This window comes from Phenylobacterium parvum, assembly GCF_003150835.1.
In the GTDB taxonomy this organism is placed as follows: Bacteria; Pseudomonadota; Alphaproteobacteria; order Caulobacterales; family Caulobacteraceae; genus Phenylobacterium; species Phenylobacterium parvum.
Map to the genome: position 1 here is coordinate 1,247,776 of NZ_CP029479.1, position 11,565 is coordinate 1,259,340.

Sequence of the window (11,565 nt, forward strand, 5' to 3'; positions counted from 1 at the left end):
GGCGATTTGCCGCGCCTGAAGCTCACGGCTGTTCTAATCATGAGCCGCACACCGGACGCAACCGCCGTGCAGGTCGTCCCCCGCTGGGGCGACCCGAACTGACAGCGCCAGAGGAATTGAAGGACCATGCAGATCGAATTCGTTTCGCCCGAAGCCGGACTGGCCCAGAGGACAGTCCTCGCCATCGCCGTTCCCGAGGGTGAGGCGGCCAGCATCCGCGGCGGGGCCTTTTCCGCCGCAGTTGCGGCAAGCCGCTTCACGGGTGCGCGCGGGCAGGTGCTTGAGGTGACCGGCGGCGCGGATCGCGTCGTCCTGGTCGGCGCGGGCAAGGCCTCGGACTTCGACGACCTCGCCGCTGAACAGACCGCGGCGTCGGCCTACGCCGCCGTCAAGCTTTCCGGGCTCGAGACCCTGCGCCTGGCGCCGGCGGTGGATACCGGGGAATTCGCCGCGCGCGCCGCCCTTGGCCTGCGCCTCGCCGCCTATCGGTTCGACAAGTACCGCACCAAGGAGCCGGCGGACCGCAAGCCCTCCATCACCTCGGCGCAGATCGTCACGGGCCATGCCGAGGCGGCCGCCGCGGCCATGCCGCCCCTCGCGGCCCTTGCGGACGCCGTGGTCTTTTCCCGCGACCTGGTGTCCGAGCCCGCCAACATCCTCTATCCGGCCGAGTTCGCCCGCCGGGCCAAGGCCCTGGAGGCCCTGGGCCTGGTCGTGGAGATCCTGGGCGAGGATGAGATGCGGGCCCTTGGCATGGGCTCCCTGCTCGGCGTCGGCCAGGGCAGCGTCCGCGAAAGCCAGCTGGTGGTGCTGAAGTGGAACGGCGCGTCCGATCCCGCCGCCCAGCCCGTCGCCTTCATCGGCAAGGGCGTGTGCTTCGACACAGGCGGCATCAGCCTCAAGCCCGCCGACGGCATGGAGGACATGAAGTGGGACATGGGCGGCGCCGCCGCCGTGGTCGGTCTCATGCACGTGCTCGCGGGCCGCAAGGCCAAGGTCAACGCCGTCGGCATCCTCGGTCTTGTGGAGAACATGCCCGACGGCAACGCCCAGCGGCCTGGCGACGTGGTGACCTCCATGTCCGGCCAGACGATCGAGATCATCAACACCGACGCCGAAGGCCGCCTCGTGCTGGCCGACGCCGTCTGGTATTGCCAGGACCGCTTCAAGCCGCGGTTCATGATCGACCTCGCCACCCTGACGGGCGCGATCATCATCTCGCTGGGCAATGACTACGCCGGCCTCTTCTCGAACAACGACGAGCTTGCGGACAACCTTCTGTCGGCCTCGAAGGGCGAGGAAGAGCCCCTGTGGCGGATGCCCCTGCCGAAGGCCTACGACAAGCAGATCGACAGCGTCATCGCCGACATGAAGAACACCGGCGGGCGACCGGGGGGCTCGATCACCGCCGCCCTGTTCATCCAGCGCTTCGTCAACGGCCTGCCCTGGGCCCACCTCGACATCGCGAGCACGGCCTGGAAGAAGCCGTCCTCCGTTCCGACCATTCCCGAGGGCGCCACCGGCTACGGCGTTCGCCTGCTCAACCGTCTGGTCAGGGATCACTACGAAGAGCGCGCATGACCGGCTGCGAGGTCTGGTTCTATCACCTGGAGCGGCAGGGCCTGGACCAGGTCCTGCCGGCCCTTCTCGAGCGCACCCTCCAGAAGGGTTGGCGGGCCCGTGTGCGGGCGGCGTCCACCGAGCGGATGGAGCACCTCGACGGCTGGCTCTGGAGCTATCGGGACGACAGCTTCCTTCCGCATGCCGCCGATCCGGGGGCCGGGGCGTCCGATCCCGTTGTCCTGACCACCGAGGCCGGCAATCCGGACTCGGCCGAGGCGCTCTTTCTCGTGGACGGCGCCGAGCCCGGTGACCTCGCCGGCTTCCAGCGCTGTTCGGTGATCTTCGATGGGCGGGAAGAGACGGCCCTGGCGGCCGCCCGGGCCCAGTGGCGCCAGTTCCGGGAGGCGGGCTTCACAGCCGCCTACTGGCGCCAGGGCGAACGCGGCTGGGAGAAGGTGTCGTGAGAGCGCGGATTCTCATCGGGCTCCTGGGTCTCTCCCTGGTGGCGGGATGCGCAGCGCCCTCCAAGCCGGGCAAGCCGGTCGCCCCCGCGCCGGCGGCGCCCAAGCCCCGGGCGGAACCGCCAGACACCTGCGGCCTGCGCGCCGTGAAGTCGCTGGTGGGCCAGCCCCGCTCGGCGATTCCGGTCCCGGTGAACCCCGCCCTTCGGCGGGTGACCTGCACCCGCTGCGTCCAGACCCAGGACTACAATCCCCGGCGGCTGAACATCTATTACGACGCCGACACCGGCGTCATCGAACGGGTCGCCTGCGGCTAGAGGATGCCGTCGCGCCTCGCCTGCACGACGCTGCTCGTCGATGAGTACGGCCCGGCGCTGGAGTTCTTCCAGTCCGTGCTCGGCTTCGCCGTTCTCCAGGATGAGGCGCTGGGCGGCGGCAAGCGCTGGGTTGTCATCGCCCCATAACAGGAGGGCGGCGCCTTGCTGTTGGCCCGGGCGGCGGTCAGGCCTTCAGGGCCTCGAAAGCCTCCACGGCCTCCAGCCAGGCCTGCTCCGCGTCGTCCAGCATGGCCTGAGCCTCGGTCCGCGCCTGGCCCAGCTCCGCCGCGCGGCGCGGATCGCCCGTGAAGGTCGCCGGATCGGCGAGGGCGGCGTCGATCTCCGCCAGGCGCGAGGCGGCCTTCTCCATGGCCGCCTCTGTCGCCTCCACCCGCCGGCGGGCGTTGCCCGTGGGCGCACGGGCCCGGGGGGGCGCAGGGGGAGGGGCTTCGGGCGGGGCTTCGGGGGCCTCTGTGGTGGCTCGTGCGTCTGAGTCCCGGGCCGCCTGCCGGGCCCGCTCGACGACCCGTCGGGCATAGGCCTCCACGTCGCCGTCGAAGGGCCTGACGGAGCCGTCCTCGGCCAACCAGAGGCGGTCGGCCACCAGCTCCATCAGCGACCGGTCGTGGGTGATCAGGATCACCGCCCCCTCATAATCATTCAGGGCGTCCAGCAGGGCCCGGCGGCTGTCGATGTCGAGGTGGTTGGTGGGTTCGTCCAGGATCAGGAGGTGAGGGGCCTCCATCGCCACCAGGTTCAGCAGCAGGCGGGCCCGCTCGCCGCCGGACAGGTTGGCGGCGGTCGTCTCGACCTTGTTCACGCCAAGGCCCCATTGGGCCAGGCGGCTGCGGCGCGAGGCCTCGCTGGCCTCGGGCAGGCGGCGGCGCAGGATGTCGAGGGGGGTTTCTTCCGGGTCCAGGGCCTCGATCTGGTGCTGGTGGAACCAGCCGACCTTGAGCCGCCGGTCACGCCAGACCTCTCCGCCCTGCGAGGCCAGGTCGCCGGCCACCAGGCGGGCGAAGGTCGACTTGCCGGCGCCATTGACGCCGAGCAGGCCGATCCGGTCGTCGAGGTCGAGGCGCAGGTTCAGGCCCTTGAGTACGGGCTGGCCCGGCGTGTAGCCGACCGAGGCGTCCTCCAGGCGCAGGAGGGGCGGTGCGAGGGGCTTCTCCGGCGAGGGCAGGATGAAGGGGGCGGTGTGCTCCCTCGCGGCCGCCGACACAGGGGGCAGGCGGGAGATCATCTTCAGGCGGGACTGGGCCTGCACCGCCTTGCTGGCCTTGGCCCGGAACCGGTCGACGAAGGACTGCAGGTGCGCCCGCTGGGCCTCGACCTTCTGGCGCATGGCGTCCTCCACGCGCGCCCGTTCCTCCCTCTGGCGTTCGAAGTCGTCGTAGCCGCCGGGGTAGAGCTCCAGGCGGGCGTCGTGCATGTGCAGGATGTGGTCCACCGACCGGTTCAGGATATCCCGGTCGTGGCTGATGATCAGGGCCGTGTGCGGGTATTTTCGGAGCCGGGCCTCCAGCCAGAGGGCGCCCTCCAGGTCGAGGTAGTTGGTCGGCTCGTCCAGCAGGAGAATGTCCGGCTCTGCAAAGAGGGCCGCCGCCAGGGCCACCCGCATCCGCCAGCCGCCCGAGAACTCCGCCATCGGCCTTGAGAGGTCACCCGGCGTGAAGCCGAGGCCGGACAGGATCTCCGCCGCGCGGGAGGGCGCCCGGTCGGCGCCGATCTCGGCCAGGCGGCCGTAGATGTCGCCGATCTCTTCAGGCGGAGCCGTCTCCAGCCGGGCCATGAGGCTCGCCCGCTCCTCGTCCGCCGCCAGGATGGTGTCGATCAGCGAGACGGAGGTGGCCGGATGCTCCTGGTCGACCGCGGCCAGACGCGCGCCCCGGGGCAGGCTGATCTCGCCGTCGCCGGCCCGGGCCTGGTCGCGGATCAGGCCGAAGAGGGTCGACTTGCCCACGCCGTTGCGACCCACCAGCCCGACCTTGGCCCCGGGCGGAAGGCTGACGCTGGCCCGGTCGAGGAAACGTCGTCCCCAGGCGTCGTGGGTAAGGTCGCGGATCTGCAGCATGACGGCGCGGTCTCTAGCAGAGCGCGGGCCCGGCGTCCCAGTGCTGGCGAGCCACGGTCGCCATCCTGCCGTTACCCCGGCCGGTGTTCGCGGGCCGGTGTTGGCGAGCGGCGAGGCTGCGGCTATAAGCCCGCACCCTTCCGGCCCGGCGGGCCGACAGTTCCACACCTGAAGACAGGCTCACATGACCCAACGCACCTTCTCGATCATCAAGCCGGACGCCACCAAGCGGAACCTGACCGGCAAGATCAACGCCGTGATCGAGGACGCGGGCCTGCGCATCATCGCCCAGCGCCGCATCCACATGACCGAGGCCCAGGCCAAGCGCTTCTACGAAGTCCACAAGGAGCGCCCCTTCTACGGCGAGCTGGTCGAGACCATGACCTCCGCCCCGGTCGTCGTGCAGGTCCTGGAAGGCGACAACGCCGTGGCCCGCTATCGGGAAGTCATGGGCGCCACCAATCCCGAGCAGGCCGCCGAGGGCACGATCCGCAAGCTCTTCGCCCTGAACGTGGGCGAGAACTCGGTCCACGGCTCCGACAGCCTCGAGAACGCGGCGATCGAGATCGCCCAGTTCTTCAGCGAGGCCGATATCGCCGGCTGATACGGCCTGCGGTCCGGGCGGGGGCGGTGCGCCGCCCCCTTTGCCTGACCGTCCGGGTAAGGTAGCACGGCGGCGTTCATCCGCAGGGGACGCGCCGTGTCTGACGCCGAGACCTTTCCTGAGATCCGTGAGGCGGTGCGCCGCCTGTGCGCTGGTTTTCCCGGCGAGTACTGGCGTGAAAAGGACCGGGAGCGCGCCTATCCGGCGGAGTTCGTCCGGGCGCTGACCGAATCCGGCTTTCTCTCCGTCCTGATCCCGGAGGCCTATGGCGGCTCCGGCCTTGGCCTCGGTGCGGCCATCGCCGTCCTCGAGGAGGTCCATCGCTCGGGCTGTAATGGCGGCGCCAGCCACGCCCAGATGTACACCATGGGCACCCTGCTGAAGCACGGCAGCGAGGCCCAGAAGCAGGCCTACCTGCCCAAGATCGCCTCGGGTGAGCTGCGCCTCCAGGCCTTCGGCGTCACCGAGCCGGGGGCGGGTACGGACACAACCCGCATCACCACCTTCGCCCGCCGCGACGGCGACCACTATGTCGTCCGCGGCCAGAAGATCTGGATCAGCCGCGCCGAGCACTCGGACCTGATGGTCCTCCTCTGTCGCACGACGGCGCGGGAAGATGCCGCCCGGCCCAGCGATGGCATGAGCGTCCTTCTGGTCGACATGCGTCAGGCGGTCGGCAACGGCCTGACCATCCGGCCGATCCGGACCATGCTGAACCACGCCACAACCGAGCTCTTCTTCGATGACCTGCGCGTGCCGGTGGAGAACCTGATCGGCAAGGAAGGGCAGGGCTTCCGCTACATCCTGGATGGCATGAACGCCGAGCGGATCCTGATCGCCGCCGAATGTATCGGCGACGCCCGCTTCTTCATCGACCGGGCCAGCGCCTACGCCCGTGAGCGCGAGGTGTTCGGCCGGCCCATCGGCCAGAACCAGGGCGTCCAGTTTCCCATCGCCCGGGCCCATGTCCAGACCAGCGCCGCGGACCTGATGGTGCGCCACGCCGCTGACCTCTTCGATGACGGCCAGCCCTGCGGGACCGAGGCCAACATGGCCAAGATGCTGGCCTCCGAGGCCTCCTGGTTCGCGGCGGACACCTGCGTCCAGGTCCACGGCGGTTTCGGTTTCGCCGAGGAGTACGACATCGAGCGCAAGTTCCGGGAGACCCGCCTCTACCAGGTGGCCCCGATCTCGACCAACCTCATCCTCAGCCACGTGGGCAACCACGTGCTGGGCCTGCCCAAGAGCTTCTGATGTACGACCTTCTCAAGGGACTGCGCGTCGTCGAGGGCTCGGCCTTCGTCGCCGGCCCGACCTGCGGCCTTTACCTGGCCCAACTGGGCGCCGAGGTCATCCGCTTCGACAACATCGGCGGCGGGCCTGACTTCAACCGCTGGCCCCTGAGCCGCGGCGGCGACAGCTTCTACTGGGAGGGGCTGAACAAATCGAAGAAGTCCATCGCCATCGACCTGTCCCGCCAAGAGGGTCGCCGCCTGGCCCAGGAGCTGGCGACGGCGCCGGGCGACAACGCTGGCGCCTTCGTGACCAACTTCCCGGTCGAGGGCTTCCTGTCCTACGAGGCCCTGTCGGCCCTGCGGCCGGATCTGGTCTGCGTGCGGGTAATGGGCTGGGCCGATGGTCGGCCCGGCGTCGACTACACGATCAACAGCGCCGTCGGCGTGCCGCTCTTCACCGGCCACGCAGACGATCCGCGCCCTGTGAACCACATCCTGCCGGCCTGGGACCTCCTGACGGGAGGTTACGCCGCCTTCTCCCTCGTTTCGGCCCTGATGGCCCGCGGCCGGGACGGGAAGGGACGGGAGGTGCGCCTGCCCCTGTCGGACATCGCCGCCGCCAGCCTGGCCAACCTGGGCATGCTGGCCGAGGCGACCCTGGGGGAGGGTGACCGTCCCCGGGTCGGCAATGACATCTTCGGCGCCTTCGGGCGCGACTTCACCACCGCCGACGGCGTGCGGATCATGCTGGTGGCGATTACGCCCCGCCAGTGGTCGGGCATCCAGCCCCTGCTGGGCATTGTCGACGAGGTGAAGGCCCTGGAGGCCGAGCTGGGCGTCGACTTCGCCCGGGACGAGGGCCTGCGCTTCACCCACCGCGACCGGCTGGTTCCGATCTTCGACGCCGCCATGGCCCGGCGGAAGCTGGCGGACCTGGTCCCGGCGTTCGAGCAGCTCGGTGTCTGCTGGGGCCCCTACCAGACCCTTTCACAGGCGGCGAATGACCCGCGACTGTTCGCCGGCAATCCGGTCTTCTCCACCCTGACCCATCCGTCGGGCGAGACCTATCCCGCCGCCGGCTTCGCCGGGACCGTCCCTCAGGACGAGCGGAAACCCGCCCGGCCCGCCGCCCGGCTGGGGCAGCACACCGACGAGGTCCTGGCCACGGTGCTGGGCCTCTCGTCGGCGCAGATCGGCAAGCTTCACGATGACGGCGTCGTCGCCGGACCGGAGGGCAGATGAGCGACTATTCGACAATCCGCGTCCAGGAAGCCGCGCCGGGCGTGGTCCTGGTCACCCTGAACCGCCCCGAGGCCGCCAACGCCCTGTCGACGGCCATGGGCCGGGACCTCCTGGACCTCTGGACCCGCCTCGCCGCCGACGCCTCGGTCCGCGCCGCCGTCCTGACGGGGGAGGGGCGCTTCTTCTGCGCCGGCGCCGACCTTAAGGAGCGGGACGGCATGACCGACGAGGCCTGGGCTGACCAGCACCGGCTCTTCGAGGACATGATCCGCGCCCAGCTCGCCTGTCCCTTCCCGGTCCTCGCTGCTGTCAATGGCGCGGCCATGGGCGGCGGCGCCGAGATGGCCCTGGCCTGCGACTTCGCCTGGGCGGGAGAGTCCGCCCGCATGGGCCTGCCTGAGGCTGGACTGGGGATCATCCCGGGCCTGGGCGGAACCCAGCTCCTGACCCGCGCCGTCGGTGAGCGCCGGGCCTCCGAGATGCTGATGAGCGGCCTGCCCGTCGACGCCGCCGAGGCCCTGTCCATCGGCCTCGTCAACGCCGTCCGGCCGAACGAGAGCCTGGTCGCCGACCTGGTGGCGCGGGCCGTCCTGATCGCCTCGAAGGCGCCCCTGTCGATCCGGGCGGTCAAGGCCGTGGTCCGCACCGGCGCGGTCCTGCCCCTGGCCGAGGCGATGGACCTGGAACTGTCGGAGTACAACCGGCTCTTCACCACGGAGGACCGTCGCGAGGGCGTCGCGGCCTTCAACCAGAAGCGCCCCGCCGTCTTCCGGGGCGTCTGAAGTCAGGCGGCGGCCAGTTCGCCGCAGACGAAGGCGTCTTCGCCCGCCTCGATCAGGCCCGCCAGCACCTCGCCGGCGTCCTCTGGACGGGCCGTGAGGATCAGGCCCACCCCGCAGTTGAAGGTGCGGCGCATCTCGGCGTCGGCCACGCCGCCCGCCTGCTGCAGCCAGCCGAAGACCGGCGGCGGTGTCCAGGCGTTCCAGTCGAACCGGGCGACCAGGCCCTCGGCGATCACCCGGGGCGGGTTCTCGATGAGGCCGCCGCCGGTGATGTGCGCGCAGGCGCTGACCCGGCCGGCCCGGATCTGCGGCAGGACCTGGCGGACATAGATCCGGGTCGGCCGCATCAGGGCTGAGGCCAGGGTCTCGTCATCCGAGAAGGGCGAGGCGGCGCTCCAGTCGAGGCCCGAGCGCTCGACGATGCGCCGGATCAGGGAATAGCCGTTGGAATGGGGACCGGAGGAGGCGAGGCCGATGATCACGTCGCCCGCCTTCTGGTCGCCCAGCCGGGGAAGGACCGCGCCGCGCTCCACCGCCCCAAGGGAAAATCCGGCAAGGTCATAGTCGCCCGCCGCGTACATGCCTGGCATCTCGGCCGTCTCGCCGCCCGCCAGGGCGCATCCCGCCTGGCGGCAGCCCTCGGCGATGCCGGCGACGACCCGGGCCGCGGCCTCCACGTCGAGCTTTCCGGTCGCAAAATAGTCGAGGAAAATCAGGGGCTCGGCGCCCTGGGCCAGCAGGTCGTTGACGCACATGGCCACCAGGTCGACGCCCACCGTGTCGTGCTGTCCGGTGTCGATGGCGATCTTCAGCTTGGTGCCGACGCCATCGGTGGTCGAGACCAGCAGGGGGTCCGTGAATCCGGCGGCCTTCAGGTCGAAGAGGGCCCCGAACCCGCCCAGGGAGCCATCCGCACCCGGGCGGCGGGTCGCCTTCGCCAGGGGCTTGATCCGGTCCACCAGGGCGGCGCCGGCGTCGATGTCCACGCCCGCCTGGGCGTAGGTGAGACCGTTCGGACGCTCGCTCATGACCGGACCTTTCAATAAAATGCCCGCCGGGCTTGCAGACTCGGCCCCGCGACGGCGTATAGCTAGCCCATGACCCCCATCACGACCACCGCCGAGCTTGAGACTTTCTGCGCGAAAGTCCGGGGTCAGCCCTTTGTCGCCGTGGACACCGAGTTCATGCGCGAAACCACCTACTGGCCCAAGCTCTGCCTGATCCAGGCGGCCACGCCGGACGCCGAGGCGGTGATCGACCCCCTGGCGGAGGGGATCGACCTGGAGCCCTTCCTCGAGGTCCTGCGAGACGCTTCCATCGTGAAGGTCTTCCACGCCGCACGGCAGGATGTTGAAATCTTCAACAATCTCAAGGCGCTGCCAGCATCACTTTTCGACACGCAGGTAGCCGCCATGGCGGCGGGTTACGGCGAGCAGATCGCCTACGACGCCCTGGTCCGCAACATGCTGAAGATCGAGCTGGACAAGTCGAGCCGCTTCACCGACTGGGCGCGCCGCCCCCTGACCGACAACCAGCTCACCTACGCCCTGGCCGACGTCACCCACCTGGCGGCCCTCTATCCGCGACTTCGCGCCCGTCTCGAGACGGAGGGGCGGCTGGCCTGGGTCTCGGACGAGATGACCTCTCTCTGCGATCCTGCCCTCTACGACGTTGCCCCCGCCAACGCCTGGCGGCGCCTCAAGCCCCGCAAGCAGACCGCCCGCTATCTCAGCGTCTACCGCGCCGTGGCCGAGTGGCGCGAGCGCACCGCCCAGCTCCGCGACCAGCCTCGGGGCCGCATCCTCAAGGATGACGCCATCGACGAACTGGCCAGCCAGGCGCCGACCGATCCCGGCCAGATGGAGCGGCTGCGGTCCGTGCCCAAGGGTTTTGCGGGGTCGCGCTTCGGTCCGGAACTTCTGGAGACCATCCGCGAGGCCCTGCGCGATCCTGAGGCCACCGCCCCGGTGATCGAAAAGTCCCGCGCGCCGCACAATCCCGCGGCAGGCGCCGTGGTGGAACTGCTCAAGGTCCTGCTCAAGGCCCGGGCCGAGGACCGGGGCGTGGCCTCCAAGCTCATCGCCACGGTGTCCGACCTCGAGCAGATCGCCCAGGACGACAATGCCGAGACGCCCGCCCTCAGCGGATGGCGGCTGGAGGCCTTCGGCGCCGACGCCCTCAGGCTCAAGCGGGGCGAACTGGCCCTGGTGCTCGATGGAACCCGGGTCCGGGTGGTCGAGGTGCGCCGGGCGCCGCGTCCGGCCGCTGCAGACTGATCCCGCGGTCCGGCCTCAGGCCAAACCGACTTCAGAGCGCTCCGCCTCGTTCATGAGGGGCTCGCCGGCCAGGTACCTCTCCAGGTTCCCGATGAACTGGATATCCGCGCGCGGCTGCACCCCGTCGCCGGAATTGGACGTGTGGGCGCTGACCCGCACCTGGGGGTGGCCCCAGATCCAATGGTCGTCGGGCAGGGGCTCGGTCTGGAAGACATCGAGCACCGCGTAGGCCGGCCGACTGGCGTCCAGGCCCCGGCGCAGGGCGTCCTCGTCCACCAGCCCGCCCCGACCGATGTTGATCAGGATGGCGCCGGGCTTGAGGGCCGCAAAGAAGGCGCCATTGCACATGTCCCGGGTTTCGTCCGTCAGGGCGCAGGCAAGCACCACGACGTCGGTGTCCGGAAGGGCCTCGGAGATCCGGGACAGGGGCAGGGTGCGGTGCGCCAGCCCGGCGTCCGAACCGCGGCGCACGACGGTCAGGTCCACCCCGAAGGCCCGGGCCCGCTGGGCGATCTGCTCGCCGATCGCGCCGTAGCCCACCAGCAGCCAGCGCGTCTGGCTGACCTCACGGTATTGGGTGCGGCCCCATTCCCGCCGGGCCTGAAGCTGCCGCTGGGCGTCGATGGGCACGATCAGGGACAGGGCGTGGGCCAGGACGTACTCGGCGATGACCACGCCCTGGGCCGAGGACTTGGTGATCCGGACCCCCTTTTCCATGATCCTGCGGAAGACCGGCAGGTCGAGCCCGGCGTTGAAGGTCTGCAGCCAACGCACCGAGGGGCAGTCGAGGAGGGGACGCATCAGGCTCGGCAGGAGCCCTGACATGTAGGCCTCCTGGGTGTTCCAGACGATCTCGGGCGCCAGGTCGGCGGCCGCCACCTCGGCGCCGTCCGCCTGGTAGCGTCCGGCCTCGGGAACGGTGACGATCCGAAGCCCCGGCGCGAGGTGGGCGATCCGGTCGCGGATGCGCAGGTGGGCGGCTTCGGACATCAGGATCTGGGTCACGCGGGG

General features: G+C 70.3%; 12 protein-coding genes. 9 read left to right on the forward strand and 3 right to left on the reverse strand.

From position 1 onward, the window contains the following. The first annotated feature begins 126 nt into the window (after nucleotides 1-126). From HYN04_RS06090 to HYN04_RS13430, 4 genes are read left to right on the forward strand one after another with little or no spacing between them, the layout of a single operon-like run. Nucleotides 127-1,581: a leucyl aminopeptidase gene (locus HYN04_RS06090; RefSeq protein ID WP_110449939.1), complete on the forward strand. Its 1,455-nt coding sequence runs from the start codon at nucleotides 127-129 to the stop codon at nucleotides 1,579-1,581. Continuing rightward, nucleotides 1,578-2,027: a DNA polymerase III subunit chi gene (locus tag HYN04_RS06095; protein ID WP_110449940.1), complete on the forward strand. Its 450-nt coding sequence runs from the start codon at nucleotides 1,578-1,580 to the stop codon at nucleotides 2,025-2,027. The genes HYN04_RS06090 and HYN04_RS06095 overlap by 4 nt, the downstream gene beginning before the upstream one ends. Continuing rightward, a complete protein-coding gene (locus HYN04_RS06100) occupies nucleotides 2,024-2,341 on the forward strand; it encodes an I78 family peptidase inhibitor (RefSeq protein WP_241962704.1) in 318 nt (105 codons plus the stop codon). Before HYN04_RS06095 ends, HYN04_RS06100 begins: the two co-directional genes overlap by 4 nt. Nucleotides 2,342-2,344: 3 nt before the next feature. Beyond that, nucleotides 2,345-2,488, forward strand: a complete 144-nt coding sequence (locus tag HYN04_RS13430; protein ID WP_162599562.1) for a VOC family protein — start codon at nucleotides 2,345-2,347, stop codon at nucleotides 2,486-2,488. Between the two features lie 37 nt (nucleotides 2,489-2,525). On the opposite strand, the gene HYN04_RS06105 is transcribed toward HYN04_RS13430, so the two are convergent. Further along, the gene (locus tag HYN04_RS06105) at nucleotides 2,526-4,415 is read right to left on the reverse strand and encodes an ABC-F family ATP-binding cassette domain-containing protein (protein WP_110449941.1); all 1,890 of its coding nucleotides are present in this window, start codon (nucleotides 4,413-4,415) and stop codon (nucleotides 2,526-2,528) included. Nucleotides 4,416-4,599: 184 nt separating this feature from the next. On the opposite strand from HYN04_RS06105, the gene ndk reads away from it, so the two are divergent. From ndk to HYN04_RS06125, 4 genes are all read left to right on the forward strand, one after another. Continuing rightward, nucleotides 4,600-5,019: a nucleoside-diphosphate kinase gene (ndk, locus tag HYN04_RS06110; protein ID WP_110449942.1), complete on the forward strand. Its 420-nt coding sequence runs from the start codon at nucleotides 4,600-4,602 to the stop codon at nucleotides 5,017-5,019. Nucleotides 5,020-5,115: 96 nt separating this feature from the next. After that, the gene (locus tag HYN04_RS06115; protein WP_110449943.1) at nucleotides 5,116-6,273 is read left to right on the forward strand and encodes an acyl-CoA dehydrogenase family protein; all 1,158 of its coding nucleotides are present in this window, start codon (nucleotides 5,116-5,118) and stop codon (nucleotides 6,271-6,273) included. Further along, a complete protein-coding gene (locus HYN04_RS06120) occupies nucleotides 6,273-7,496 on the forward strand; it encodes a CoA transferase (protein WP_110449944.1) in 1,224 nt (407 codons plus the stop codon). The genes HYN04_RS06115 and HYN04_RS06120 overlap by 1 nt, the downstream gene beginning before the upstream one ends. Beyond that, nucleotides 7,493-8,278: an enoyl-CoA hydratase/isomerase family protein gene (locus tag HYN04_RS06125; RefSeq protein WP_110449945.1), complete on the forward strand. Its 786-nt coding sequence runs from the start codon at nucleotides 7,493-7,495 to the stop codon at nucleotides 8,276-8,278. The genes HYN04_RS06120 and HYN04_RS06125 overlap by 4 nt, the downstream gene beginning before the upstream one ends. A gap of 2 nt (nucleotides 8,279-8,280) precedes the next feature. Here the strand turns inward: HYN04_RS06125 and purM are convergent, their stop codons facing one another. Continuing rightward, a complete protein-coding gene (gene purM, locus HYN04_RS06130; protein WP_110449946.1) occupies nucleotides 8,281-9,306 on the reverse strand; it encodes a phosphoribosylformylglycinamidine cyclo-ligase in 1,026 nt (341 codons plus the stop codon). Nucleotides 9,307-9,375: 69 nt separating this feature from the next. On the opposite strand from purM, the gene rnd reads away from it, so the two are divergent. Further along, on the forward strand, nucleotides 9,376-10,554 hold the full coding sequence (rnd, locus tag HYN04_RS06135; protein ID WP_110449947.1) for a ribonuclease D: 1,179 nt from the start codon (nucleotides 9,376-9,378) through the stop codon (nucleotides 10,552-10,554). Between the two features lie 15 nt (nucleotides 10,555-10,569). Here rnd and HYN04_RS06140 read toward each other — a convergent pair whose 3' ends face one another. Beyond that, nucleotides 10,570-11,559 carry an NAD(P)-dependent oxidoreductase gene (locus tag HYN04_RS06140; protein ID WP_110449948.1) on the reverse strand — a complete coding sequence of 330 codons (990 nt, stop codon included), beginning with the start codon at nucleotides 11,557-11,559 and terminating at the stop codon, nucleotides 10,570-10,572. Between the last annotated feature and the right edge of the window lie 6 nt (nucleotides 11,560-11,565).

Bases quoted from the DNA above. Each gene is read 5' to 3' on its own strand.
- HYN04_RS13430 (WP_162599562.1), top strand. From the start codon at position 2,345: ATGCCGTCGCGCCTCGCCTGCACGACGCTGCTCGTCGATGAGTACGGC.
- HYN04_RS06090 (WP_110449939.1), top strand. From the start codon at position 127: ATGCAGATCGAATTCGTTTCGCCCGAAGCCGGACTGGCCCAGAGGACA.
- HYN04_RS06095 (WP_110449940.1), top strand. From the start codon at position 1,578: ATGACCGGCTGCGAGGTCTGGTTCTATCACCTGGAGCGGCAGGGCCTG.
- HYN04_RS06120 (WP_110449944.1), top strand. From the start codon at position 6,273: ATGTACGACCTTCTCAAGGGACTGCGCGTCGTCGAGGGCTCGGCCTTC.
- purM (WP_110449946.1), bottom strand. From the start codon at position 9,306: ATGAGCGAGCGTCCGAACGGTCTCACCTACGCCCAGGCGGGCGTGGAC.
- HYN04_RS06125 (WP_110449945.1), top strand. From the start codon at position 7,493: ATGAGCGACTATTCGACAATCCGCGTCCAGGAAGCCGCGCCGGGCGTG.
- rnd (WP_110449947.1), top strand. From the start codon at position 9,376: ATGACCCCCATCACGACCACCGCCGAGCTTGAGACTTTCTGCGCGAAA.
- ndk (WP_110449942.1), top strand. From the start codon at position 4,600: ATGACCCAACGCACCTTCTCGATCATCAAGCCGGACGCCACCAAGCGG.
- HYN04_RS06105 (WP_110449941.1), bottom strand. From the start codon at position 4,415: ATGCTGCAGATCCGCGACCTTACCCACGACGCCTGGGGACGACGTTTC.